This window comes from Streptomyces sp. NPDC048566, assembly GCF_043199735.1.
GTDB lineage: Bacteria > Actinomycetota > Actinomycetes > Streptomycetales > Streptomycetaceae > Streptomyces.
The window spans coordinates 141,613-168,070 of sequence record NZ_JBICWL010000012.1; the positions used below are offsets into that span (position 1 = coordinate 141,613).

The window sequence follows — 26,458 nt, forward strand, 5'->3', positions numbered from 1 at the left end:
TCAAGGGGACTCCTCGGTGCGTGCGGGAGGTCGACGGGACGCGGCGGTGGACGGGCGTCGGGGAATTCAGGGGCAGGACCGCTTGACGTTGTTCTCCGCGGTGGCGCGCGCGGTCTCCGCGAGGTCGGCGAACCCGTCGGCAAGCGAGGCGATGACGTCTGCCTTGAGTCGGTAGTAGGTGAACCGGCCGCATGGCTCCGTCTCCACGATCCCTGCCTCCCGCAGCACTTTCAGATGATTGGAGACGTTGGTCTGTCTGGCCCCCGTCTCCTCGATCAGATGCGTGGAGCAGAGCGTCTCGTTGGCGAGCAGCGTGACGATCCGGAGGCGGAGCGGATCGGCCAGAACTCGCAACAGATCAGTGTCGACTGACGTCAGCATGGGCTGATACTCTCACATCACTTCGAACTGATACCAGCCTGGACTGATGATGGGGGCCGGTAGCCCATCACCGGTGGGGACACATGCCACCCATGCCCGGCAGGGTTCCCCGTACCTCCGCCCTTACCCTGTTCGAGCCCGGCCGCTGCTCCGTGGACTGGCCCGCGACCGAGTCCGAGAGGGTGCCGATCGCCGTCGTCCGCCGTATCCGCGACGAGATCGATGCCCGCGTCACCGAACCCCTCGCCTCCCTGGCGAACGTCCGAACCGCGGTTCCGCTCCGCACGACCTGCCTGATCCACTGACGAAGGAAGAACCGATGTCCTCGCCGCTCGCCTCCGTGCTGTTCGTCTGCGTCCACAACGCCGGCCGCTCGCAGATGGCCGCCGGATTCCTCGGCCATCTCGCGGGCGACCGGATCGAGGTCCGCTCGGCCGGCTCCGTCCCGGGCGCCCAGGTCAACCCCGCCGCGGTCGAGGCCATGAAGGAAGTCGGCGTCGACATCTCCGCGGCCGAACCGAAGATCCTCACCACCGAGGCCGTGCAGGCGTCCGACTACGTCATCACGATGGGCTGCGGAGACGCCTGCCCGATCTTCCCGGGCAAGAAGTACCTCGACTGGGCCCTGGAGGATCCGGCCGGCAAGGGCGTCGACGCCGTCCGGCCCATCCGCGACGAGATCCGCACCCGTATCGAGGCACTGATCGCCGAGATCGACGCCCGGCAGTAAGCGTGAACTGCTCCACCGGCACCGTGACCGGACCAACGTTCCGGTAGGGCGGAGGCCGGCGTGAGCCTGCACCTCGCATGGTGACGGCGCATCCCGAGAGGGCTGCCCTGTGACACCGCCCGTTCGACGCGGTACGGCTGATGGCGCATCGCGGTGCGGCAACCGGTACGGGATTGACCTTGCGGACGCCCATGGCGCAATATCCCCAGGTCGACAGAGGTGGCGGTCGCGTGACGGGGCCGGAGTGCCGGCCCGCAGGCGACCGCCTCCACGTGCCCAAGGGGGGCCATTGAAAGGCAAGAGACCCGTACAGGCCGCAGCGGCGGCCACACTCGGGTGCGCACTGACCGTCGTCTGGGGACCGGGAACGGCTCAGGCCACGGGCACGCCGGAGAACGGCATCAGCTTCTACAACGTGGTGTTCAACGACGGTGAGCCCGTCGTGATCGGGACCACCAACACCGTCCAGATCCCGGTCACCTTCACAGTCAAGAGCACCGCTCCCCTGGACTGGTTCCGGGTGTGGGCGTACAAGGGCACACTGACGAACGGCGACGCGCTGAACGACGCCAGCGAGTGGAACGAGGACTGCCGGGAATCGAAGGCCGGCGGCTTCTACTTCTACGACTGCGACCGCGTCCACGACATCGACCCGCGCTCGGAGCGGCTCAACGGCGGCAAGGGTCTGATCAACGCGGACGCGACGTCCTGGAAGGTGGGCGCGACCGGAGTGCGCCTGGGAGGCGGCTTCGACGACGATCACCTGTCCACGACCGTGCAGGTCAAGCGCTACGACCGGATCCGTGACATGAACGCCTCGCCGGAGCCCGTCACGGCCGGCAAGGCGATCACCGTGAAGGGGACGATCCAGCGCGCCAACTGGGACACCAACCACTACGACGGCTACTCCGGCCGCCGGGTCTCCCTGCAGTTCAAGCCGGCCGGATCCAGCTCCTACTCCACGGTGAAGAAGGTCTACTCCGGTACCGGCGGAACCCTCTCCACGACGGTCACCGCCACCCAGGACGGTGCCTGGCGCTGGAAGTACTACGGCAACAGCACCTCGGGCCCGGCCACCTCCCACGGCGACTACGTCGACGTCGTCCAGTAGCCGCGACACCCGTCGAGCACGAACGCCCCGCCCCTTGCACCTGGGGGCGGGGCGTTCGCGGCTCCCTGGGCGTCGTGGCGGGCTCGGGGAAGAAGCCCGGAGCGTGGACGGTCGTGCCGCGATCTCCGGGAAGAACGACGCCGACCGGCCTATGCGACGTTCGGCAGGCAGCCGAAGCGCCGGGGACGCGGGGACAGGACGGCCAGAAGCGCTCGGCCAGGCGCTGAGATTCCGAGGAACGCCGGCGGTCTGGCACGCCGGGCCGCTCACGGTGTCATGCGCGTGCGGATCGGGTGCGCACTCGGCTCCGTCGGCGGGAGCCGGAGATGCACGTGGCGGCGGGGGAGGAGTGCGGGAACGCCGGGGGCCGCTCCCGCACGACCGAAGGACCACTACGCTCCGTCTGCTCGACGTTTCCCCAGGCCGCGCCGCCAAGTACTGCTGGAGTACTCGCCGCGGCAGTGTGACGTTGCCTTTTGCTGGTGCTGGTACCAGCATGCGTCGATGGTGCGTCCGTCACCCAGGGTGAAACGCGGCGGTCCCGCTGCAGGGGTGAAGCCGGCTGTCGTGAGTGCTTGCCGAGAGGCTCTGTTGGTCGGCTCGGCGCCGGCTCGCATGACCGCGAGTCCGAGGTGCCGGTGACCGAACTGGAGGGCGCCTCGGAACAGTTCGACGCCCAGTCCTTGCCGGCGGTAGCCCGGGGCCAGGGCGCCACCGATCTCACCGGATGCGAGGCTCACCGTCGTCGTGCCCGCGTATCTGCCGTCAGCCAGATGTACGGCGGTCAGCTGAGCTATGCCGTTGGAGGGTTTGTCGATCTTCCTCATCAATCTCAGGCGGTCGCGCGTCTCGAACCGTGAGAGGTCGTCGTCCGCGCGCATGGACAGGAACACCTCTCGCGAGTACGCGTCGTGGACCACATTGTCGGCTCTGTCTCCCAGCCAGCGCTGTGCCTCGCTGTCGGATCCAACTGCTGCGCAAGCGATGACGTCCTGAGCTATGAGGGGCGTGTAAAGCAGCAACCGCTCGGTGCGCAACACATGCCGGCCCTCGCTGCACCTGCCGCGCACAGGTGGGTGAAGCGGTGCTGGGGATCGGCGGAACAACGCCTGCCACATGGTGTCCTGCCCCTGGTGAGAGGTTTGCTGACGTGCTGTTCCAGCACCGCGCGACTGCCGAATATAGCTTCGCCATCAACGCAACGGATTCCGGGTGGTGTTCCCGGCGGGTGGGGGACGACGCCGGGTGGCGACCGCGGTGAGCCCTGAGCCGAGGACGCCTGAAGGGGGCTTTGAGTCCGACTCCAGGCGTGAGAGGTATCGAGGGCACCTCCCCACCGGCCACCGCTGCCACCTTCAGGCATCGCTCCGGCCCGAGCTTCCTCGGATGCCGACCGAAGTGCGACTGCTCCAGCATTTCGCCCGCTGATCCCCTGAGGCCATTTTGAGTCTTTCGCGGGCCTCACGTAACCGAGGCCGGGTCCGGAAATTGCCCATCCCTCAGAGGGACGTGGCGGGCAGCAACGGGGTTGTGCAGGAGAGGATTCCCCGTCGTTTTCGGTGGTTGCCCTCCGCGTCGACTTTCAGCAGAGCCCGGCGCCGGGCCCCGGATGGCCGAAATCACGTGATGGCCGAAGGAGTTGACCGTATGTGCGCCCCGATAGGTGAACACTTGCCAGGCGGGTATTCCCGCCTTAGCCTCCAAGATGCCGACCTGATGCGATATCACCCCCGTCCGACGGAGGCCCGCGGGACCATGCACCCCGACAACGTAGTCACCAGGCAGGCCACCGGATCGGGCGCGGTGCGTCGCTACCTCCCCACGTGCAAAGGGAAGACCGTATGTCCGTGGTGACCCCAAATATCACCCCCTTGTCCACTGCCGGCGACACGGGCGCCGGCGCGAACCGCCGCCGCACCTATACGGCCCACGCCTGTCCGAAAGACATGACCATCACCGCCGCGGAAGCCGAATTCGCGGCACTGTTCTGCGCGAGTCCCGGCGAGATATGCGGCCGCTCGCTGAGCGACCTGCTCCGGGCGGGTGCACCCGCCCGCCTGCGTCATCGGTTCACCGACCTTTCCGAGGGCCGCGCGAACTGGTTCACGGAGCGGGTGGCCGGCCGGCACGGCGGTGGCCGTGTCTTCGCCGCGGATCTGACGGCCATAGCGGTCACCGGCCCGGCCGGGCCGGCCGGACTGGTCCTGCTGCTGTGCCCCGTGCGGGACGCGGACACGCCGGGCCCCCGCGAACTGACGCTCAGCGAACTCGACGCGCGCGTACTCGAGGGCGTGGCGAGCGGTGCGTCGACCGTGCAACTGGCCGGCCGGCTGTACCTGAGCCGCCAGGGAGTCGAGTACCGCGTAGGTCTGCTCCTGCGCCGCTTCGACGCCCCCAACCGGCCCGCCCTGGTGGCCCGCGCTCACGCACTCGGCCTGTTCGCGCCCGGCCGGTGGCCCCCGCAGGTGCTGCCGGACCTCGTCGACTGAGGGCTGCTCCGCAGTCCCGGGTGGATCGGCGCGCGGCGTCGGATGCGGTGCTTCGCAAGGCGGAGGGGCGCCCTCATACTGCGCGCATTCGGGCGTTCCGATAACGACGGGGTGCCGTCGCTGTCGTCGTGCGCCCGCCCGGGACTACGGGACAGCCCTCGGCGCGGACGACGGGGGACACGGGCACGGGGTCGTCCGGCGCCGGAACGCCCCCGGCGACGGCCGCCGCCGTACCGGGGTCCGGCCGCCCGGGGCACTCCGCGTAGAGGTGCCTGGCAACGCCTACGCCGCGGAGGGCTGCCACGCCTCCCGGAACCGCAGGCGCGCGCGGTGCAGCCGGGACCGCACCGTGCCCACCGGCAGCGACAGCACCCGGGCCATCTCCTCCTCGTTGAGGCCGTAGGCGCGCAGCGTGAGCACCTGCCGGTGGGACGTCGACAGCCGGTCCAGCACGTCGCTGATGTGCACCGCGTCGAGCGGGTCCGACTCCTGCCCCGGCTCCACCCGTTGGCAGGGCCGCTGCTCGCCGGCCCGCTTCACGGTGCGCACGGCCTCGCGGACCGTCACCGAGCGGACCCAGCCGTAGAACGCGGTCGGCTCACGCAGCGTGCGCAGACCGCGGTAGACGGCGAAGAGGGCCTCCTGCGTGGCGTCGGCCCCGTCGTCGCGCGTGATCGACCGGCACAGCCGGGCGACGTACGGAGTGATCCCGGTCAGCAGTTGGTTCATGGCCTGCTCGTCGCCCGCCTGGGCGTGCGGCAGCAGCGCCAGGGGTGTGGGGATGTCGCTGACTGCGCTCATGGTGGCGAAGGGCTCCTTGCGGTGGCCGGTGCGGTGCGGCGAGTCGTTCAGCCCGACGGCGCGGGGACGGGCTCGGCGGCGTCGGTGAAGGCGGCGAGCGCCGCGCCGGCCCCGTCGCGGAAGCTCCGGACGAACGTCGGGCTGTAGCAGGCGGTGAAGTACGGGAACTCGATGGCGAGCCGCCCCTCGAAGGAGACGACGCAGGCCATCACGGGACTGCGCCCAGCCGCCGGGAAGTACTGTTCCCGGGCGGGCATCAGCCGGACGTCGGTGACCTCCAGGCCCGCCGGCAGGCGGGGGCCGGGGACGGCACCCATGTTGGTGGCGATCACCGTGGCCAGTTGCAGGACGGGATTGCGCGGGATCTCGGGCATGATCCGCATCTCCTGGGCGGGCCCGTCGCCCGCGACGAACGCGCCGAGCCGCGCGTGAACGGTCCGGGCCAGCTTCAGCGGATCCGAGTCCGGGGAGACCTCCAGGGACTGGAGGTGGGCGGTGACGGCGGGCACCATCACCAGCGCGGGTACCGGCGGCGACAGCCGCGAGCGCAGGTCGACGGGGGAGAGGCAGCCGAGAGTGCGCGGCCCGTCGCCGGGCAGGCGCCCGCGGGCCGTCGTCAACAGCGCCGCGGCGACCAGGGCGTGCACGGACACGCCGGCCGCGCGGGCGGCGCGGCGCAGCCGGCCGGTGCGCTCCTCGTCCAGCGTCAGCCGGCAGACCTCGATCCGGCCCTCGGCGGCGGACGGGTCGGTGACGTCGTAGGCGACCAGCTCCGCCGGATGCCGGAGCGCCTCCTCGGTGCGCCGGTCCAGGTACGCGGCGGTCCGCGCCGGGTCGGTCGGGGGCAGCAACTCGCTGATCGGCACCGGCCAGGCGGCGGCGCCGTCCCCGCCGACCGGCCGCTGCCCGCCCTCGACCAGTTCCCGGTACCGGTCCCAGATCTCGTTGAGCAGGGCGATGCCGCTGTGCCCGTCGACCACGGTGTGGTCCACCGAGAGGACGAACAGGTGGCCGTCGCCCTCCGGCTCGCTCACCAGGACCGCACGGCTCAGCGGCCCCCCGACGGGCAGCGGCGTGTTCAGCTCGACCCTGTGGGCCTCTTCGGCGGTGCCGGTCCGGGTGGCCAGCCGGGTGCGCTCCGCGTCCTCCAGCAGTTGCAGCGCGAAGCCACCGCCGTCCGGAACGATGCGGGCCCGCAGCGACGGATGCGCATCGGTCACCGCGTCGATCGCGGACGACAGCGCCCCGGTGTCGACTCGGCCGCGCAGGGTGCAGGAGAGCACAGCTCGGCTGCGCTGCCCCACGTACAGCGTCTCCACCGGACACAACGCACGGCGCATAAGTCAGGACCTCTTTCCGCCCGCTCATTCCCGGAAGCCGGCCCGCCGACCCGTGGTCGATGGCGTGGGTCCAGCCGATGTCCTTTCGAGAGTGCATGGTTGGACCCGCTCGAATCCACTGCCGACCCGGTGCCCCGGGGAAAGTCTCGTGATTTCCCTAAAGTTCGTCGCGGGAGTCGCTATCCCGGAACCCGCGTTTTTCAGGGAAACACCTGAATTCCGTTCGGGGAGCCCGGACCGGCTTGACCGGGTTCCACGGGCTGCCCCACCGTGAGGAACTCGTGAACGGGCGGCGGGCCAACGCTACGACCGCACCCTCGGTGTGCGGCCCGTGAGGTCGGCACCGCGGGCCGAGGACGCTTTCCTGTCAGACCGGCCGGGCTTGCGCCCACCGGGCCGTTACGGCTTGCCACGTGAGGGTTGTGCTATGTCACTCCGCGAGGAGTCTCTCCCCGAGGACGAACACCGAACGCTGTCCGGACCGCTGTCCGGCGCTCAGGAGGGCCTGTGGTACGCGCAGCGGCTCACCCCCGACAGCGCCGCGTACAACACCGCTGAGGCGGTGGAGATCCACGGCACCCTGGACACCGGTCTGTTCGAGACGGCACTGCGCCGCACCGTGGACGAGGCCGGCACTTTCGCGCTGCGCTTCCGCGACACCGACGACGGCCCCCGCTGCGGCCCCGCGCCGGACGCCGCCGACTGGACGCTGCGCCGGGCCGACGTGCGCGACGCCGCCGACCCGGAGGACGCCGCCTGGGACCTGATCCGAGCCGACCTCGCGACGCCGGTGGACACCGACAAGGGCCTGCTGTTCGCGCACACGCTGCTCACCCTCGCCACCGACCGGCACATCTGGCTGCTGCGCGCCCATCACATCCTGCTCGACGGCTACAGCTACAAGCTCATCGGCCGCCGCCTCGCCGACGTCTACAACGCGCTGGCCGAGGGCCGCGACCCCGGAACCGGCGGCTTCGCACCGGTGGAGCGGCTCCAGACCGAGGAAGCCGCCTACCTCGCCTCCGAACGCCACGACCGCGACCGCGCCCACTGGGCCGCCCGCCTCGCCGGGCTGCCGGAACCGGCCCGCCTCACCCGCCGTACCGCCCCACCGCGCTCCCCGTTCCTGCGGCGCACCGCCGAACTGGACGCCCCCGACGTCGACGCGCTGTCCGCCGCGGCCACCCGGCTGGACGTCACCCGCACCGACCTGCTCACCGCCGCTGTCGCCGCCTACCTGCACCGGATGACCGGCGAGAACGACCTCGTCCTGGGCATGGCCGCCATGAGCCGTCTGGGCAGCGCGGCCCTGCGCGCCCCGGGAACCGCCTCCGACGTGCTGCCGCTGCGCGTCGCCGCCCAACCCGGCACGACCGTGCACGACTTCACGCGCATGGTCGCCGACGAGGTGGCGGCGCTGCGCCGCCACCAGCAGTACCGGAGCGAGTTCATCCGCCGCGACCTCGGGCTGCTCGGCACCGGGCGCCGCCTGTACGGCCCGGTGCTGAACATCGTCCCCTTCACCGAGGACCTGGACTTCGCGGGGAGCACGGCCACCTGGCACCACCTGTCCGGGGGTGCCGTCGACGACCTCCAGATCAGCGTCCGCCCCGGGACTCGCCCCGGCACCCTCTGGCTCGCCTTCGACGCCAACCCCGCCCTGTACGACGAGGACGAACTCGTGCTGCACCGCGACCGGTTCGTCGCCCTGCTGCGCCACCTGGCGGAGGCAGGACCCGGCACCGCGGTCGCCGACCTGGACCTGCTGCTCCCCGGCGAGCGCCCGGGCGACGCCCCGGTGCGCGAGTTTCCCGTCACGGCCACGCTCACCGAGCTGTTCGAACGGCAGGCGGCGGCACGGCCCGGGCAGGTCGCCGTGACCCACGAGGGAGAACACCTCACGTACGGGCGGCTCAACGAGGAGGCCAACCGGCTGGCCCGGCTGCTCGTTGAGCGCGGCGCCGGACCGGGCAGGGTGGTCGCCCTCGCGCTGCCCCGGGGCCCCCGGCTGCTGCCCGCCCTGCTGGCGGTCGTCAAGACCGGCGCCGCGTATCTGCCGCTGGACCCAGGGCACCCGGCCGAGCGACTGCGTCTGGTGACGGCGGACGCGGCCCCGGTCCTCCTGGTCACCGAGAGCGAACTCGCAGGGCAGCTCGGCGGTGACACCCCCGCAGTCCTCCTGGACGATCCCGCCGTCACCGCCGCCCTCGCGGCCCGCCCCGCCGGTGACCTGACCGACGCCGAGCGCGGCGGGCCGACCGGGCCGGCCGACATCGCCTACGTCATCCACACCTCCGGCTCCACCGGCCGTCCCAAGGGTGTGCGCGTCCCGCACGCCAACGTGGTCCGGCTGTTCGCCGCGGCGGCCGAGCACTTCGACTTCGAGGCCGACGACGTGTGGACCCTCTTCCACTCCTACGCCTTCGACTTCTCCGTCTGGGAGATCTGGGGTGCCCTGCTGCACGGCGGCCGGATCGTCGTCGTGCCCTACGCCGTGAGCCGCTCCCCGCGCGACTTCCTGCGGCTGCTGCACGACGACGGCGTCACCGTCCTCAGCCAGACGCCGTCCGCCTTCGAACAGCTCGTGGACGCCGACGAGGGGACCGGCACCGGCGCGCTGCGGTACGTCGTGTTCGGCGGGGAGGCCCTGCGCCCCGAGCGGCTGCGCGCGTGGACCGAACGGCACGGGCTCGACCGGCCGGCCCTGATCAACATGTACGGCATCACCGAGACCACCGTGCACGTCACCCACCACCGCCTGACCGCCGCAGACCTGGCCGACCCGCGCCGCGGCGGCGTCATCGGCACCCCCCTCGCCGACCTGCGCGTCCACCTCCTGGACCCGGCCGGCCGGCCCGTACCGCCGGGCGCCGTCGGCGAGATGTACGTCGCCGGCGCCGGGGTGGCCGCCGGATACCTCAACCGGCCCGAACTCACCGCCGAGCGCTTCCTGGACGACCCCCACGGACCGCCCGGGAGCCGGATGTACCGCTCCGGTGATCTGGCCCGCCGCCGCGCCGACGGCACCCTCGACTACCTCGGCCGCGCCGACCAGCAGGTGCAGCTGCGCGGCTTCCGCGTCGAACCCGGCGAGATCGAGGCCGTCCTCGCCCGGCACCCCGGCGTCACCCGCGCCGCCGTCGTCGTGCGCGAGGTCGGCAACGGCGTTCGGCAGCTCGTCGCCTACACCGTCGCCACCCGCGAACCGGTACCCACAGCCGCCGAGTTGCGCGCCCACGCCGCGGCTTACCTGCCCGAGCACATGGTCCCCGCGGCCTGCGTACCCGTCCAGGCGCTGCCGCTGACCGCCAACGGCAAACTGGACACCGACGCGCTGCCCACCCCCGACTTCACCGGCAGCACGGCCGGCACCCGCCCCGCGAACGCCGAGCAGACGCTGGTGTGCGGCCTGTTCGAGGAAGTGCTGAAACTGCCCCGGGACACCGTGGGGGTCGACGCCGACTTCTTCGACCTGGGCGGCGACTCCCTGCTCGCCACCCGGCTGCTGGCCCGGCTGCGCCACGCCACCGGCACGGACGTGCCCATCACCGCCCTGTTCGAGACACCGACGCCCGCCGCGCTCGCCGCGCTCCTCGACGGAGGCCCCGGCACCACCCCCGCCCGGCCCGCCCTCGGCGTACGGCCGCGCCCCCCACACGTCCCGCTGTCGTACGCCCAGGAACGCATGTGGTTCCTCAACCGTCTCGACGACGCGACGGCCACGTACAACATCCCGCTCTGTGTGCCGGTCGGCTCCGCCGTCGACCCCGAGGCGCTCCGTGCCGCGCTGGGCGACCTCGCCGACCGGCACGAGAGCCTGCGCACGGTGTTCGCGGAGCACGACGGGACGCCGTACCAGCGGATCGTGCCGGCCGGAGAACTGCCTCCGCGGCTGCGTGCCGTCGATTGCCCCGCCGACGAGATCGGCGCGCACCTGGCCGCCGCCTCCCGGCACCGCTTCGACCTGACCGCCGAAACCCCCGTGCGAGCCTGGCTGTTCGGGACCGGCGAGGAACGGACCCTGCTGCTCGTCCTGCACCACAGCGCCGCCGACGGCTGGTCGCTGCGCCCCCTCGCCGAGGACCTGAGCACGGCCTACGCGGCTCGCCGGGCGGGCACCGCACCGGTCTGGGACGCGCTCCCCGCGCAGTATGCCGACTACGCGCTCTGGCAGCGCGCGCTGCTCGCGCCCGCGCAGGACGGCAGCGGCAGGGCCGAGCGGCTCACCGCGCACTGGCGGGAGGCGCTGGCGGGCCTGCCCGAGGAGTGCACCCTGCCAGGCGACCGGCCCCGGCCACCGGCACCGCGCGGCGGCGCCCACGTCACCGAGCACGTGCCCGCCGCCCTGCACCGGCGGCTGACCGGCCTCGCCGAACGCGAGGGCGCCAGCCTCTTCATGGTGCTGCACGCCGCCGTCAGCGCCCTGCTCACCCGGTGCGGCGCCGGCGAGGACATCGTCGTGGGCGTTCCCGTCGCCGGTCGATCCGAGCCCGGTCTGGACGACCTGATCGGCCTGATCACCAACACGCTGGTGCTGCGTGCCGACACCTCCGGCGACCCCGCGTTCCGCGAACTGCTGGCCCGCGTCCGGCCCGGCGACCTGGCCGCGCTCGACCACCAGGAACTGCCCTTCGACCGGCTGGTCGACGACCTCAACCCGCCCCGACTGCCCGGCCGGCACCCGTTGTTCCAGGTCATGCTCGCGCTCCAGAACAACGAGCCCGCACTGCTCCGCCTCGACGGCCGGGCGGTGCCGCTGCGGCCCAGCGCCACCGGCACCGCCAAGTTCGACCTGTTCGTGGACGTCCTCGAACGGCACACGGCCGACGGCACCCCCGACGGCCTGGACCTGCACGTCGAGTACGCCACCGACCTCTACGACACCGCCACCGCCGAGGAGTTCGCCCGCGCTCTCGGCCGCCTCCTCACAGCCGTGTCCGCCGACCCGGACACCCGACTGCGCCGGCTCCCCGCGCCCGAGCAGCGCACCCCCTCCGCGGACCGCGAGCCCGACACCGCCGCCCTGACCGAGGCCGCGCTGTCCGTGCCGGGTGTCCGCGACGCCGCCGTGCTGCCCGCCGCCGACGGGGACGCGCCCCGGCTGTTCGTGGTGCCGGGCCGCGTGGAGGCCACCGAGGGCGTCGAACGACTGCTGGAGCGCACCGGCAGGGCGGCCGTCCGCGTCACCGCCGTCAGCACTCTGCCGCGCACCGCCGACGGAGACCTCGACACGGCCGCCCTGGCCGCCCTGCCCGCCGTCGACCGGTCCGCCGCACAGGACTGGCAGCGCCACCTCGCCCGCGCCGACGGTGTCGCCCGCGCCGAGGCCACGGTGGAGCACACCCAAGAGGAACTGGACCGCCGGTACGCCGGTCCGCCGCGCCGCACCACCGAGCCGGCCCCCACGGCGGCTCCGCAGGCGGCGGACCGCCGCCCGGCCCTGAGCGAGGGCCCGGAGCTGACGGAACCCTCCGTCCCGGGCTGGAGCGAGGCCCTGGTCCGCGCCGCCGAACACGCCCGCGGGGACATCGTGCACGTCCGCGCCGACGGCAGTGAGACCCGCCGCGCGTACGCCTCCCTGATTCCGGAGGCATCCCGGGTCCTGGCCGGACTCCGGCGGGCGGGGCTGCGCCCCGGCGACCGGGTGATCCTCCAGTGCGACGACAGCGAGGACTTCCTCGCCGCGCTGTGGGGCTGCGTCCTGGGAGGCTTCGTCGCCGTCCCGCTGACCGTCCCCGCCTCCTACGGCACGTCCTCGGCCGCCCTCACCAAGCTGGAGGGCATCTGGAGGATGCTCGGCCGGCCCTGGATGGTGTGCTCGCCCGCCCTGGAGGCGGGCCTGCGCGGCGTCGCCGACCGGCAGAACTGGCCCGGCCTGCGCCTGACCACCGCCGACGCGCTCCGGGAGGCGCCCGAGGACCGCGACTGGTACGCCGCGAAACCGGACGACCTCATCCTCATGCTGATGACCTCGGGCAGCACCGGGCTCCCCAAGGCCGTCCGGCTCACCCACCGCAACGTGCTCACCCGGTCCGCCGCCGCCGAGGCCGTGAACGGTCTCGGCGCCCGCGACGTCACCCTGAACTGGATCCCGCTCGATCACGTCACCGGCGTCGTCATGTTCCACCTGCGGGACCTCTACCTCGGCTGCCGCCAGATCCACGCGCCCACGTCCTGGATCCTCCAGGACCCCACCCGCTGGATGGACCTCGCCCACCGGCATCGCGTCACCGTCACCTGGGCCCCCAACTTCGCCTTCGGCCTCCTCGCCGAACAGGCCGACCGCTTCCGCGACCGCGACTGGGACCTGAGCCCGATGCGGCTCGTGATGAACGCCGGTGAGGTTGTCGTGGCCGCCGCCGCCCGCGGCTTCCTGCACGCACTGCGGCCGTTCGGACTGCCGCAGGACGTGATGCACCCCGGCTGGGGCATGTCCGAGACCTGCTCGGTCGTCACCGACTCGGTGCTGCCCGCCGAACCGTCCGGCGCCGACGAGACGTTCGTCAGCTGCGGCCTGCCCTACCCGGGCTTCGCCATGCGCGTCCTCGGCGAGGACGCCGCCGTGCTCGCCGAGGGCGACGTCGGCCGCCTCCAGGTCCGGGGCACCTCCGTGACCGGCGGCTACCACGACAACCCGGCCGCCAACGCCGAGGCGTTCACCGACGACGGCTGGTTCGACACCGGCGACCTGGCGTTCCTGCGCGACGGGGAACTCTTCATCACCGGCCGCGCCAAGGACGTCATCATCGTCAACGGCGTCAACCACTACAGCCACGAGATCGAGTCCTGCGTCGAGGAACTGCCCGTCGTCGTCCGCAGCTTCACCGCCGCCTGCGCGGTCCGCACCGACCCGGCCGCCGGGACCGACGAACTCGCCCTGTTCGTCCACCTCGCCGACGGACCCGACCGCGCCGCCGCGCTGCGGGAGATCGCCGGCAAGGTCACCCGCGAGATCGGCGTCAGCCCCGCCTTCCTCGTCCCGGTCGGACCCGGCGACATCCCCAAGACCGAGATCGGCAAGATCCAGCGGACCAGGCTGCGCAAGAGCTTCGAGGCGGGAGACTTCGACGACGCCGTCCGCGCGGCCCAGTTGCTGATGGGCACCGCCGCGACCCTGCCCGACTGGTTCCTGCGCTCCGAGTGGCGGCCGGCCGCACCGCAACCGCCACGCCCCCTGCCGCCCGGCCGGCACACCCTCGTGCTGGCCGGCTCCGACACCGCGACCCACGACGCCGCCGGACGCCTGGCCCGGGCCCTGCGCGCCGACGGCGCCCGCTGCACCGTGGTCACGCCCGGATCGTCGTACACGCGCCTCGACGCCGCGCGCTACCGCATCAGGCCCGCCGAGGAGAGCGACCACGCGGCGCTGCTCCGGGACCTCGACGCCGACGAGCGACCGGTCGACGCCGTGGTCCACCTCACCGCCCCCGACCCCGGCGAGGCCGCCCCGGACGAGTCGAGCGCCCTCGCCCTGCTCGCCCTCGCCCGCGCCCTCGGCACCCGGCCCGTGGATCTGCTGCACGTGACCTCCGGCGCCCAGGCAGTGACCGGCGGCGAAGTCCCCTCCCCGGCACAGGCGATGGCCGGCGCCGTCCTCAAGTCGCTGCGCGAGGAGGTCCCGGCGCTGCGCTGCGTGCACCTGGACGTCGAGCCCGGCACCGACCCCGTACCGTTGGTCCTGGCGGAGGCCGGACAGCCGCCGGTGGACGCCGAGGTGGCCCACCGCGCCGGACGGCGCCACGTCCGCCGACTGGCCGCGCTGCCGGAGGCACCGGTCCGCGTGGAGCCGCCCGCCACCGAGGGATTCCACCTGATCAGCGGGGGACTGGGCGGAGTCGGCACCGCACTCGCCGCCCACCTGCTGCGCACTCCCGGCACGCGGCTCCTGCTCCTCGGCCGTTCCCCGCGGGACCCCGGCGACCACGGGCTGCCCGACACGGGGAACGTGCGCTACGCCCGCGCCGACGTCACCGACGAGACCCAGGTACGGGCGGCCGTGACCGGGGCACGCGAGGCATGGGGCGTTCCCCTGGTGTCGGTGTGGCACCTGGCCGGCGCCCTGGCGGAGCGGCCGGTCGGCGACCTCGACGCCGACGCCTGGCGGACCGCCCTGGCCGCCAAGGCCCACGGTGCCTGGACCCTGCACCGGGTCAGTGCCGACCACCCGGTGACCTCGTTCGTCCTCTTCTCCTCCGTCAACGGCTGGTTCGGCGGCGCCATGAACGCCGCCTATGCCGCCGCCAACGCCTACCTCGACGCCCTCGCCCTGCACCGCCGAGCCCGGGGCCTGCCCGCGCAGAGCCTGGCCTGGAGCATGTGGCGCGAACGCGGCATGAGCAGCGGCTACCGGCTGGTCGCCCTCAGCGAAGCCCGCGGCTACCGGGTGCTGGACACCGCCGCCGCGCTCCGCTCCCTCGACCTCGCCCGCGCCCTGGACGAACCCCACCTGCTGATCGGCGCCGACCGCACCGCCCTCTGGGTCCGGAGCCACCTCGGCGAACAGGCGCGAGGCGTACGGCGGCTGGCCGGACGCGTCGCCCTCGACGAAGGCGCCGACCTCGGCGCCCTGCACCGGACGGCGGCCGACGTCGCGGGCGCCGCGCCCTGGGTGCTGCGCGCCGCCGGCAGCGCCGAACAGCCGCCCGCCGCGGCCGGGGCCGAGGAACGGCTGCACGGTCTGGAGCAGCGGCTCGCCGGACTGTGGTGCGGTGTCCTGGGCCGCGACCGTGTCGGCCGCGACGACAACTTCTTCGACCTGGGAGGCAACTCGCTGCTGCTCGTCGGCGCGCAGAACGCCGTCAACGAGGCGTTCGGCAGCGACCTGACCGTCGTCGACCTCTTCGCGCACCCCACCGTGCGCGACCTGGCCCGCCACCTCGCGACCAGGACACCCGAACCCCGGACCCCGGACGACGGCGCCGCAGGCCCGCCGGGCGGGCTGGAGCGCGCCAGGGAACAGGCACAACGGCAGCGCGCGGCCCGGGCCCGGCGCTCCCCACGGCAGGGAAGGGGCCCAGGCCATGCATGAGACCAACGGAGCGCAGGACACCCCCGAGGAGGAGACGCCGGCCGTCGCCGTGATCGGTATGGCCGGCCGGTTCCCGGGCGCCGACGACCTCGACGCCTTCTGGGACAACCTCGCCGCCGGCCGCGCGTCGGTACGGCCCGTCACGGACGAGGAGTTCCTCGCCGCCGGGGGAGACCCGCGCGACCTGGACGACCCCTCCCTGATCCGCATGGCGTCCGTCGTCGAGGGCATCGACCGCTTCGACTCCGGCTTCTTCGGCTACACGCCCGCCGACGCCGCGGTGCTCGACCCCCAGCAGCGCCTGCTCCTGGAGACCGCCTACCACGCCCTGGAGAACGCCGGCCGGCTCGCGCCCGGTGCCGACAACGGCACCTTCGGGGTGTACGCGGGCAGCGGCGACAGCCGGTACTACCCGGCCCACGTCCACCCCCGCTACGCCGGGCAGCCCGGTTCCGTCGAGCTGGTGCACGCGGCCACCGCCAACTCCCTGGGCACGCTGGCCACACGGATCTCCTACGAACTGGGCCTGACCGGTCCGAGCGTGTCCCTCCAGACGGCCTGCTCCACCGCGCTCGTCGCCGTGCACACCGCCTGCCAGGACCTCCTGGACTACCGTTGCGACACCGCTCTCGCCGCCGCCGTCTCCCTCAACCCCTCCGCGCTGCTCGGCTACCGGCACGTCCCCGACGGGCCGTTCTCACCCGACGGGCACTGCCGGGCGTTCGCGGCGGACGCCGCCGGCACCTCCTCCGGGGACGGCGTCGGCGCGGTCGTCCTCAAGCGGCTGGAGGACGCGCTCGCCGACGGCGACCGCGTCCGCGCCGTCATCCGGGGCAGCGCCGTCAACAACGACGGCCGCCGCAAGGTCGGTTTCAGCGCGCCCAGTTCGGCCGGGCAGACCGAGGTCGTGCTCGCCGCGCAGGCCCAGGCGACGGTGGACGCCGGCACCATCGGCCTGGTCGAGGCGCACGGCACCGCGACCCGCCTCGGCGACCCCGTCGAGGTCGCCGCTCTCACCGCGGCGTTCCGCGAGTCCACCGACCGGCGCGGCTACTGCGCGCTGGGCTCGGTGAAGACCAACATCGGCCACCTCGGTGCCGCGGCCGGAATCGCCGGGCTCATCAAGGCCGTCCTCGCCCTGGAACACCGGCAGATCCCTCCCAGCCTGCACTTCGAACGGCCCAACCCGCTCATCGACTTCGCCGCCGGGCCCTTCCGCGTCCCCACCGCACTGGAGGACTGGCCCGCCCTCGGCCACCCCCGCCGGGCCGCGATCAGCGCCTTCGGGATCGGCGGCACCAACGCCCACGTCATCCTGGAGGAGGCCCCGGCGCCCGCGCCCGTCCCGCCGCGCGCACCCGAGGACGTCGGCCGGCTGGTGCTGCCGCTGTCCGCGCGTACCGCCGGCGCCCTGCGTGGCCAGGCCGAGGCCCTCGCCCGCCACCTCGAACGCCGGCCCGACCTGCGCCTGGACGACGTGGCGCACACGCTGCGCACCGGCCGCCCGGCCCTGCGCAACCGCCTGACCGTCACCGCCGCCTCCCGGGACGAGGCACTGGAAGCCCTGCGTGCCGCCGCCCCCGCCACCCCGGCCGTGCCGGACGAGCCGGCGCGGGTGGCGTTCCTGCTGCCGGGCGGCGGCTCCCAGTACCCGGGCATGGGCGCGGAGCTGTACCGGGACCACGACGTCTACCGCGACACCGTGGACGAGTGCGCCCGCATCCTGCGCCCCGTCCTCGGCGCCGACGTGCGCACCGCCCTGTTCGAGGGCGCGCCAGGCGACCACACCGCCACCTTCCTCGCTCTGGTCGTCACCGAGTACGCCCTCGCCCGCACCCTGATGTCCGCGGGAGTCCGGCCGGACGCGCTGATCGGCCACTCGCTGGGCGAGTACACGGCGGCCTGCCTGGCCGGGGTCATCGACCTCGCCGACATGCTGCCCCTGGTCACCGAACGCATCCGGCTCATCAGCGAGGCGGGCGGCGCCACTGTCGGCGTGGGGGCCCCGGCCGAGGAGGTGCTGCCGCTGCTGGACGACGAGTTGTCCCTGGCCGCGGTGAACGGGCCCGCCGCCTGCACCGTCGCCGGGTATGACGAGGCCGTGGCCCGCTTCGAGAGGGAACTCGCCCGCCGGGGCCTGCCGTTTCGCCGTGTGCGCATACCGGCCGCCGCGCACTCCCACGTTCTGGCCCCGGTCCTGGAGACCTACGAGAAGCACCTGCGCGGGGTCACCCTGCGCCCGCCCCGCATCCCGTTCGTCACCAACGTCACCGGCACCTGGATCACGGACGAGCAGGCGACCTCGGTCCGGCACTGGCTCGACCACACCCGCGACACCGTGCGGTTCACCGACGGCATCACCGCCCTGTGGGAGCGCGGACGCCCGGTCCTGATGGAGATCGGGCCGGCCGACACCCTGACCAAGCTGGCCGTCGCCCAACTGGACCCGGACACCCCGGTGACGGTGACCAGCATGCGGCACGCCAAGGCCGACGCATCCGACGGCCTCGTCCTCGCCACGGCACTGGGCCGGCTGTGGAGCGCCGGTGTCGACACGGCACTGCCGCCGGTGCCGGGCGCGCCCCGGACGGTACCGCTGCCGCCGTACGCCTTCGAACGGCACCGCCACTGGATCGACGCCCCCGGCGCCCGCGCCGCCGCCTGCGACACCCCGGACCCGGACGGGAGCGGACCGGATCTCACGCCCCGGCCCCGGCTGACCACCGGGCACGTGCCGCCGCGCACCGAACGCGAGCAGGCCGTCGCCCGGCTGTGGGAGGAGACCCTCGGCATCGGCGGAATCGGCGTCCACGACAACTTCTTCGACCTCGGCGGTGACTCCATGCTCGCCGTCCTGCTGGCGGGACGGCTCCGGCGGTCCGGCGTCCTCGACGTGCCCGCCGCCGCCCTGCTCGCCGCCCCGACCGTCGCCGGTGTCCTCGCCGCCACCGGCGACGACCGGCAGGCCCGCCCCCTGGACGCCCTGGCACCGCTGCTGCCGCTGCGCTCGGAGGGCGATGCGGTCCCGCTGTTCTGCGTCCACCCCGGCGCCGGCGTGTCCTGGCGCTACACCGGACTGCTGCCCCACCTCGGCGGCGACCAGCCGGTGTACGGCATCCAGGCCGCCGGCCTCGACGGGACCCGGCCGCCCGCGCCGGACGCCCCGGCCATGGTCGCCTCCTACGTCGGCCTGGTCCGCGAGGTCCAGCCGCACGGCCCCTACCGACTGCTGGGCTGGTCCTACGGCGGCTTCGTCGCCCACGCGATGGCCCGCGCCCTCCGGGAGCAGGGGGAGCGGGTGGAGTTGCTGGCCATGCTGGACGCTCCGCAGCCGCACGGCAGCAGGTACGAGGCGGAGACCGCCGAACGCCAGGTGGCGGCGCTGCTCATGCGGGTGGCCGGACTCCCCGTGGACACGAGCGCCGAACCGCCCGACGTGGCGACCGTCCTGGACCGCATCGACAGCAAGGTCGCGGCGGACCCGACCGGTTCACCCGTCACCCCGGCGCAGGCCGCCGCCATCGCCGACGTCATGCGCAACAACCTGCGCCTCGCCCCGCAGTTCGTACCCGGCGACTTCGACGGCGACGTGCTGTTCTTCAGCGCCGGGGACGAGACGGTCACCGCATTCGCCGGTGACCTCGCCGTCCTGCCCGGCAAGGCCGACGCCTGGCGGCCACACGTCCGAGGCACCCTGCACGACCACCGGGTGCCGTGCGGGCACTACGAGATGACCGAACCCGAGCCGCTCGCCCTGATCGGCAAAGCCGTTGCCGAGGCCCTGCGCGCCCTCCCCGGCTCCCCGCCGCCCGTACCCGTGGTGCCCCCAGGGGGCCCCGACCGCCCAGGAGACCCCGCATGACATCGACCGCGCCCCAGGACCTCTACGACCTCGGCGACGCGCCCGCACTCGGCAGCGTGCCACGGAGGATGTACGCCTCGCTCATCCGCAGGGAGCGCTACGGGCAGCCCGTGGACGCCTTCCGTACCGAGGTGGTCGACGTGCCCCCCATCCGCCGCGGCCAGGTGCTGGTCAAGGTGATGGCGGCCGGCGTCAACTACAACAACGTGTGGGCGGCGCTCGGCCTGCCGCTGGACGTGATCGGCGCCCGGCAGAAGGCCGGCGCGACCGAGGACTTCCACATCGGCGGCTCCGACCTGTCCGGCGTCGTGTGGGCCGTCGGCGACGACGTCAGCGGGGTCCGGCTCGGCGACGAGGTCGTCGTGCTCGCCAGCCGCTGGGACGAGTCGGCCGAGGACATCCGCCTCGGCGGCGACCCGGCCGCCTCCGCCAGCCAGCGGGTGTGGGGCTACGAGGAGAACTACGGCTCCTTCGCCCAGTTCGCCGTCGTGGACGACTACATGTGCCACCCCAAGCCCGCCCGGCTGTCCTGGGCGTCCGCCGCCTGCTACATGGCGACCGCGGCCACCGCCTACCGGCAGCTGTTCGGCTGGGACCCGCACACCGTCCGCCCCGGGGACCCCGTGCTGGTCTGGGGCGGTGCCGGCGGCCTCGGCAGCATCGCCATCCAGCTCGTCCGGCACGTCGGCGGCATCCCGGTCGCCGTCGTCTCCAGCGAGGAACGCGGCGAGTTCTGCATGCGGCTCGGCGCCAAAGGCTGGATCGACCGGCGGGACTTCGACCACTGGGGGCGGATGCCCGACACCACCGACGAGGCCGCGATGAGCCGCTGGCTCTCCGGGGCACGGGCCTTCGGACGGCGCTTCTGGGAGGTGCTCGGCGAGCGCCGCAGCCCGCGGATCGTGCTGGAGCACTCCGGCGCCGACACCATCCCCACCTCCATCTACCTGTGCGACAAGGCGGGCATGGTCGTCATCTGCGGTGGTACCACCGGCTACAACGGGGACGTGGATCTGCGGTTCCTGTGGATGCGGCAGAAGCGCCTCCAGGGTTCCCACGTCGCCAGTGCCCGCGAGGCCCGCGAGGTCACCCGCCTCATCGACCAGGGTGTCATCGACCCCTGTCTCTCCCGCACTTTCGGCTTCGACGAGATCGGCCTGGCCCACCAGCTCATTCACGACAACCGCCACCCGGCCGGGAACATGGCGGTGCTGGTGAACGCGTCGGAGTAGCCGCGTGCGACGACCGGCCCGCCCGGTCGTCGCACGTCAGCGGCAGCAAGCCGTCACGTGCGGTTCCCTCACGAACACATGCGGGGCGAAGGGGCGGTGACCGGTCGTCGCGCGCCGGCACCGCCGGGCCCCTCTCGCGGAGTCGGTCAGCCGGCGTCCCCGCCCAGCACCACGCTGAACACGCCCGGCCCGACGGCGACCACGCGGACGCGGACCACGCGCGCGGGGTCGGCGCGGGCCTCGACCCGAAGGAATCCCGGTCCGTCCTGCCCGGCCCGCAGATCACGCAGCGTGGTCCCGACGGCGTCGGCCGCCAGCGCCTTCCAGGCGGCCTCCTTCGCGGAGAACAGGGACGTCACCGGCCACGCGCGCAGCAGGTGCTCCTCGTCCGCGCGCAGTACCAGAGGGGCGGCGCCGGCCGGCAGAGGGCGAAGTTCCAGATCGCAGCCGAGCGGGACGTCGTGACCGGGCGCCCGGGCCACCGCGACCGCGACGCCCGCGCTGTGGGAGATGGACGCGGCCCGTCCGGGAGGGAACAGCGGCCGCCGGCCGGCCCGGGGCACGTCCCCGCAGTCCAGTCCCACCGAGCGCAGCGCACGGCGTGCGGCGAGCCGGCCCGCGAGGAACTCGGACCGGCGACGGCCGGGCATCGACGCGATCGCGGCGGCCTCACCGGGCCCGGCGGGCGCCAGCCGCGCCTCGGTGGCGAGGGCGGCCCCCGTGCCGAGCCCGGTCGCCGCCAGCTCCTCGTGCACCCCGGGGGGCAGCACGGCCTCAGGCCCGCAGCAGCTTCTTGACGATCTTCCCGGCGGGGTTGCGGGGAACCTGCTCGATGAACTCCACCCGCCGCGGACGCTTGTAGGGTGCGAGCAACTGCGAGACGTGCCGGAGGAGTTCCGTGGACTCGGTGCCCGGTTCCGCCACCACGTATGCCAGCGGCACCTCGCCGTAGTCCTCGTCCGGGATCCCGACGACCGCCGCGTCCCGCACCGCCGGGTGGCTCATCAGGGCGCGCTCGATCTCCGAGGGGTAGACGTTCTGCCCGGCCCGGATGATGAGGTCCTTGGTGCGGTCCACGAGGTGGATGCGCCCCGCGTCGTCCACGAACCCGAGGTCACCGGTCCTGATCCAGCCGTCGAGCCGGATCTCCCGGGTGGCCTCCGGATCGTTCCAGTAGCCCTGCATCACACCGGGGCCGCGCACCACGATCTCGCCGATCTCCCCGCCCGGCAGTTCCGTCCCGTCCGGGCCGACCGAGCGGGCGGACATCCCCGGGATCACGCGGCCGCAGGGGATGCGCGCCGTGACGTCTCCGGGCGCCGGGTGCTCGTCGGGACCGAGGGTGACGAACGGGCCCCCGACCTCCGTCATCCCGTACACCTGCCGGAAGCCGCAGCCCAGGCGCCCCACGGCCTCCTCGTACACGTCGAGCGGCATGGGTGCCGCGCCGTACAGGATCTCCCGGAGCGTGGAGAGGTCGGTGCGGTCGGCGCCCTTGGCCTGGAGCATGAAACGCAGCATCTGCGGGACCAGCCACATGTGGGTCGCCCGGTGCCGCTCCACCGCGGCCAGTGCCCGCTGTGGGGTGAAGCCCGGCATGAGCACGATGGTCGCGCCCGCGGCCATGTAGGTCAGCGAGACCACCATGCTGCCGTGGTACAGCGGGCAGCAGTTGACCATCACGATGTCGTCGGTGGGCCGGGCCGACACGAGCCAGCCCAGGGCGATGGCGCGAAACGAGGCGCTGTCGACCGTGACGCCCTTGGCCTGTCCGGTGGTGGCCGAGGTGTGCAGCACGGCGACCGGGTCGGTGTCGGCCACGGGCGTCAGGGCACGCGGGGGCGTCACTGCGCCCAGTGCCTCGAACGCCGGCTTGTCGAACGCCATCCTGATCCGCACCGACGGCGGCAGCTCCGGGTGCCGGTCCAGCAGTTCGGACTCGCCGAACACGGCCACCGCGCCGACCTGCGCCACGATCCCGGCCACCTCGGGAACAGCCAGGCTGTGGTTGAGCGGAACGAACAGCGCGCCGAGCCTGGCGAGCGCGAAGTAGGTCTCCAGCACCTCGATCCGGTCCTTGGACAGCACGGCGACCCGGTCACCGTGCTCGATGCCCAACTCCGACAGGCCCCGGGCGAGTTCGAGGGTGCGTTCGTGGAACTGGAGCCAGGTGACCGCCCGCTGCTCGTCCACCAGGGCCGTTCGCTCGGGGAAGCACTGCCGGTTGCGTTCCAGCAGCTGGGTCAGCCACATCAGGCGACGCCCCCGGCACCGGCCGCCGACCGGTCGGCCACGAATCGCTCGTAGTCGGCGATCGTGTGCAGCTTCTCCATGTCGTCGGCGGTGATCTCCACCCCCACCCGCTGCTCGACCAGCAGCACCAGCCGTACCAGGTCACCGGAGTCGATACCGCTCGCGGCCAGGTCGACGTCGTCACCGACCCGCCCTGCGTCCGCGTACTCCTCCGTGCCGGTCAGCTCGACCAGCAACTCCCTGATGGTGCTCATTGGGTACCCCTTTCGCCCCGGCGGACCGGCCGCCGGACGGATCGTGCGGACCGGTCACCGGACGGATCGCGTCCCGCGTCTGTCACCCGAACAAGAGGCGGGCGCACCGTCCCGCAATCCCCGCACCCCCGCGTGACGCTTGTCACGCGCCCATGCCGCCGGACGGGGGATTGCGGGCCCGTCGTCCGGCCTCTTTCCCAGACGGAGGCCGCGCCCGAACCCCCGGGCGTGGCGGCATCCGTGAAAGCCCGAGACGTGTCGAAGGAGTGATGCCAGTGCCCAGGCGAGGGGTCCGGTTCGGGGGCGCGTGCATCCCCGCCCCGGCGCGGATCGGGCGGGGAGGAGCGGCATGAGCGCGGTGGAGTCCGCCGGCGCCGCGACCGCCGGCGAGAACGAGCTGCTGGAACGGTTCGAGGCGCTCGTCGGTGCCGGCGAGGCCGTCGAACCGCGCGACTGGATGCCCGACGGCTACCGGCGCATGGTGCTGCGGCAGCTCGCCCAGCACGCTCACTCCGAGATCATCGGCATGCAGCCGGAGGCCGCCTGGCTCGCCCGGGCACCCTCCCTGCACCGCAAGTCGGTGCTCATCGCCAAGGTCCAGGACGAAGCCGGCCACGGCCTGTACCTGTACTCCGCCGCCGAGACCCTGGGCGTGGACCGCGCCGACCTGCTCGACGCCCTGCACGAGGGCCGCCAGCGCGCGTCGGCCACCTTCAACCACCCCGCGTTGACCTGGGCGGACACCGGCACCATCGCCTGGCTGACGGACGGCGCCGCCGTCATCAACCAGGCGCCGCTGTGCCGCACCTCCTACGGGCCCTACGCACGTGCGATGCGGCGCGTCTGCCAGGAGGAGGCCTTCCACGTACGGCAGGGCTACGACCTGATACGTGCCCTGTGCGAGGGGACCCCGGCGCAGCGGGAGATGGCGCAGGACGCCGTGAACCGCTGGTGGCTGCCGGCCGTGGCGCTGATGTTCGGCCCGCCCGACACCGAGGCGGGCGGCGCCGACGCGCGCACCGCGGCGGTCGGCGCCGCGGTCTCGCGCCGGGCCATGGCCTGGGGCATCAAGCGGCACACCAACGACGAACTGCGCCAGCGGTTCGTCGACACCTGCGTCCCGCAGGCCGAGCGCCTCGGCCTGACCGTGCCGGACCCGGCGGTCCGCTGGAACGACGAACGCGGCCACTACGACTTCACCCCCGTCGACTGGGACGGCTACCGGCGCGCGCTCGGCGAGGACACCCACTGGGCCCGGCAGCGCGTCGCCCACCGGCGTGCCGCCCACGAGGACGGCGCCTGGGTCAGAGAGGCCGCCGCCGCGTACGCGGCCCGCACCGGGGACCGCGGCGGGACCGGCGCGCAGAGCCCCGACGGCACGGAGGTGCGCGCATGACCGGCAGGCAGCCCGAGGGCACCCCCGCGTCCTGGGAGGTCTTCCTGCGCCCCCGGCGCGGACTGGCTCACCAGCACGTGGGCTCGGTCCGCGCGCACGACCCGGACACCGCCCTGTTGAGGGCCCGGGACCTGTACACCCGCCGCGGCGACCCGCTGTCGCTGTGGGTGGTCCGCTCCGACCGGGTGCACACCACCTCCCCGGACGAACGCGACCCGTACTTCGCCAACGCCCGGCACAAGCCGTACCGGTATCCGGAGCGGTTCGCACCGCTGACGAGCGAGAAGGACACCGACGGTGACCACGACGACTGACCCGGCGGACGTCCGCCCCGACCTCGACCTCGCCGTCCACCTGCTGCGCCTCGGCGACGACGCCCTCGTTCTCGGGCAGCGGCTGTGCCGGTGGATCACCCGGGCGCCCACGATCGAGGAGGACCTGGCGCTGTCCAACATCGCCCTGGACCTGATCGGCCAGGCCCGGCTGCTGCTCACTCGGGCCGGACGCCTCGACGGCACCGGACGCGACGAGGACGTCCTCGCCTTCACCCGGACCGACCGCGAGTTCACCAACGCCCTGCTCGTGGAACTCCCGGGCGAAGACTTCGCGGCCACCGTCGCCCGGCAGCTCGCCTACACCCACTACGCCGTCGCGTACTACGAGGCCCTGGGCGGCTGTCCGGACCCCGAACTGGCCGCATTCGGGCAGCGGGCCGCCAAGGAGGTCGCCTTCCACCGGCTGCACGCCGACACCTGGACCGAACGGCTCGGCCTCGGCACCCCCGAGAGCACCCGCCGGATGCAGCGGGGCCTGGACCTGGTGTGGCCGTACACGGCGGAACTCTTCGACGAGGACGACCTGGTACGGCGCCTCGCCGCCGCCGGTACGGCCCCCTCGCCCGCCCCGCTCCGTCCGCGGTGGGAGGAGAGGACGGCGGACGTCATCACCCGGGCCGGACTGACCGTGCCCGCCCCGCGCTGGTGGGCCCGGGGCGGCCGGGAGGGGCTGCACACCGAGGAGTTCGCCTCCCTGATCGCCGAACTCCAGTCGGTGCACCGGCAGTTCCCGGGAGGCACCTGGTGAGCGGCGTCGCCGCCCTGACGGCACCGGAGGTCCGGGCACGGGTGGAGGCCGTACCCGACCCGGAGCTGCCCTTCCTCACCCTCGGCGACCTCGGCGTGATCGGCTCCGTCGCCCCCGGCGCCGACGGCCGGCTCGACGTCGAGTTCACCCCCACCTACCTGGGCTGCCCGGCCCTGGCCGCCATGGCCTCCGCGATCCGGGCCGTCCTGGCCGAGTGCGGTCACCCGGACGGACGGGTACGGCAGGTGCTGTCACCGGCGTGGACGACGGACCGCATCACCGCAGCAGGCCGGGCCGCGCTCGCCGCCCACGGCATCGCCCCGCCCGGGCCCGCACCGGAGGACGGTCCGGTGCCGGTCCGACTGGGCGGGGAGCCCTGCCCGCACTGCGGATCCCGGGCCACCCGGCCGCACAGTCCGTTCGGCCCCTCCCGCTGCCAGTCGATACGCCGCTGCACCGCCTGCCGCGAGCTGTTCCCCCACCTGACCGCGCTGTGAG

General features: G+C 73.5%; 18 protein-coding genes. 11 read left to right on the top strand and 7 right to left on the bottom strand.

What is annotated here, in order from left to right:
- Positions 1 to 66: 66 nt before the first annotated feature.
- Positions 67 to 381, bottom strand: coding sequence for an ArsR/SmtB family transcription factor (locus ACGFS9_RS20005; protein ID WP_393254867.1), 315 nt, complete (start codon positions 379 to 381; stop codon positions 67 to 69).
- A gap of 92 nt (positions 382 to 473) precedes the next feature.
- Between ACGFS9_RS20005 and ACGFS9_RS20010 the strand changes: the two genes are divergently transcribed.
- The 3 genes from ACGFS9_RS20010 (at position 474) to ACGFS9_RS20020 (ending at position 2,222) form a co-directional block, all read left to right on the top strand.
- Complete coding sequence (locus ACGFS9_RS20010; RefSeq protein WP_393254868.1) at positions 474 to 686, top strand: hypothetical protein; 213 nt, start codon at positions 474 to 476, stop codon at positions 684 to 686.
- 14 nt (positions 687 to 700) lie between these two features.
- Positions 701 to 1,111: an arsenate reductase ArsC gene (locus ACGFS9_RS20015; protein WP_393254870.1), complete on the top strand. Its 411-nt coding sequence runs from the start codon at positions 701 to 703 to the stop codon at positions 1,109 to 1,111.
- 289 nt (positions 1,112 to 1,400) lie between these two features.
- On the top strand, positions 1,401 to 2,222 hold the full coding sequence (locus tag ACGFS9_RS20020; protein ID WP_393254871.1) for a hypothetical protein: 822 nt from the start codon (positions 1,401 to 1,403) through the stop codon (positions 2,220 to 2,222).
- A 392-nt stretch (positions 2,223 to 2,614) separates the two neighbouring features.
- Here ACGFS9_RS20020 and ACGFS9_RS20025 read toward each other — a convergent pair whose 3' ends face one another.
- Complete coding sequence (locus ACGFS9_RS20025) at positions 2,615 to 3,340, bottom strand: GNAT family N-acetyltransferase (protein ID WP_393254873.1); 726 nt, start codon at positions 3,338 to 3,340, stop codon at positions 2,615 to 2,617.
- Between the two features lie 828 nt (positions 3,341 to 4,168).
- On the opposite strand from ACGFS9_RS20025, the gene ACGFS9_RS20030 reads away from it, so the two are divergent.
- On the top strand, positions 4,169 to 4,711 hold the full coding sequence (locus tag ACGFS9_RS20030) for a PAS domain-containing protein (protein WP_393254875.1): 543 nt from the start codon (positions 4,169 to 4,171) through the stop codon (positions 4,709 to 4,711).
- A gap of 282 nt (positions 4,712 to 4,993) precedes the next feature.
- Here ACGFS9_RS20030 and ACGFS9_RS20035 read toward each other — a convergent pair whose 3' ends face one another.
- Both ACGFS9_RS20035 and ACGFS9_RS20040 read right to left on the bottom strand, forming a co-directional pair.
- Positions 4,994 to 5,512, bottom strand: coding sequence for an RNA polymerase sigma factor (locus ACGFS9_RS20035; RefSeq protein WP_393254877.1), 519 nt, complete (start codon positions 5,510 to 5,512; stop codon positions 4,994 to 4,996).
- 47 nt (positions 5,513 to 5,559) lie between these two features.
- On the bottom strand, positions 5,560 to 6,852 hold the full coding sequence (locus ACGFS9_RS20040) for a condensation domain-containing protein (RefSeq protein WP_393254878.1): 1,293 nt from the start codon (positions 6,850 to 6,852) through the stop codon (positions 5,560 to 5,562).
- Between the two features lie 427 nt (positions 6,853 to 7,279).
- Between ACGFS9_RS20040 and ACGFS9_RS20045 the strand changes: the two genes are divergently transcribed.
- Genes ACGFS9_RS20045 through ccrA form a run of 3 tightly spaced genes read left to right on the top strand, consistent with a single transcriptional unit; the run spans position 7,280 to position 20,974 of the window.
- The gene (locus ACGFS9_RS20045) at positions 7,280 to 15,880 is read left to right on the top strand and encodes an amino acid adenylation domain-containing protein (protein ID WP_393254879.1); all 8,601 of its coding nucleotides are present in this window, start codon (positions 7,280 to 7,282) and stop codon (positions 15,878 to 15,880) included.
- Complete coding sequence (locus ACGFS9_RS20050; protein WP_393254880.1) at positions 15,873 to 19,742, top strand: type I polyketide synthase; 3,870 nt, start codon at positions 15,873 to 15,875, stop codon at positions 19,740 to 19,742. Before ACGFS9_RS20045 ends, ACGFS9_RS20050 begins: the two co-directional genes overlap by 8 nt.
- Complete coding sequence (gene ccrA / locus ACGFS9_RS20055; protein WP_393254881.1) at positions 19,739 to 20,974, top strand: crotonyl-CoA carboxylase/reductase; 1,236 nt, start codon at positions 19,739 to 19,741, stop codon at positions 20,972 to 20,974. The genes ACGFS9_RS20050 and ccrA overlap by 4 nt, the downstream gene beginning before the upstream one ends.
- A gap of 146 nt (positions 20,975 to 21,120) precedes the next feature.
- Here ccrA and ACGFS9_RS20060 read toward each other — a convergent pair whose 3' ends face one another.
- The 3 genes from ACGFS9_RS20060 to ACGFS9_RS20070 are packed head-to-tail and all read right to left on the bottom strand — an operon-like array spanning position 21,121 to position 23,481.
- The gene (locus ACGFS9_RS20060) at positions 21,121 to 21,744 is read right to left on the bottom strand and encodes an enterobactin synthetase (protein WP_393254882.1); all 624 of its coding nucleotides are present in this window, start codon (positions 21,742 to 21,744) and stop codon (positions 21,121 to 21,123) included.
- Positions 21,745 to 21,748: 4 nt separating this feature from the next.
- Positions 21,749 to 23,227, bottom strand: a complete 1,479-nt coding sequence (locus ACGFS9_RS20065) for a class I adenylate-forming enzyme family protein (RefSeq protein WP_393254883.1) — start codon at positions 23,225 to 23,227, stop codon at positions 21,749 to 21,751.
- Entirely contained in the window at positions 23,227 to 23,481 is a 255-nt protein-coding gene (locus ACGFS9_RS20070) for an acyl carrier protein (RefSeq protein WP_393254884.1), read from the bottom strand. The genes ACGFS9_RS20065 and ACGFS9_RS20070 overlap by 1 nt, the downstream gene beginning before the upstream one ends.
- 349 nt (positions 23,482 to 23,830) lie before the next feature.
- On the opposite strand from ACGFS9_RS20070, the gene paaA reads away from it, so the two are divergent.
- Genes paaA through paaD form a run of 4 tightly spaced genes read left to right on the top strand, consistent with a single transcriptional unit; the run spans position 23,831 to position 26,457 of the window.
- A complete protein-coding gene (gene paaA / locus ACGFS9_RS20075; protein WP_393254886.1) occupies positions 23,831 to 24,877 on the top strand; it encodes a 1,2-phenylacetyl-CoA epoxidase subunit PaaA in 1,047 nt (348 codons plus the stop codon).
- A complete protein-coding gene (locus ACGFS9_RS20080; RefSeq protein WP_393254887.1) occupies positions 24,874 to 25,191 on the top strand; it encodes a 1,2-phenylacetyl-CoA epoxidase subunit B in 318 nt (105 codons plus the stop codon). Before paaA ends, ACGFS9_RS20080 begins: the two co-directional genes overlap by 4 nt.
- A complete protein-coding gene (gene paaC, locus ACGFS9_RS20085; protein WP_393254889.1) occupies positions 25,175 to 25,960 on the top strand; it encodes a 1,2-phenylacetyl-CoA epoxidase subunit PaaC in 786 nt (261 codons plus the stop codon). The genes ACGFS9_RS20080 and paaC overlap by 17 nt, the downstream gene beginning before the upstream one ends.
- On the top strand, positions 25,957 to 26,457 hold the full coding sequence (gene paaD, locus ACGFS9_RS20090; RefSeq protein ID WP_393254890.1) for a 1,2-phenylacetyl-CoA epoxidase subunit PaaD: 501 nt from the start codon (positions 25,957 to 25,959) through the stop codon (positions 26,455 to 26,457). Before paaC ends, paaD begins: the two co-directional genes overlap by 4 nt.
- Position 26,458: the final 1 nt, after the last annotated feature.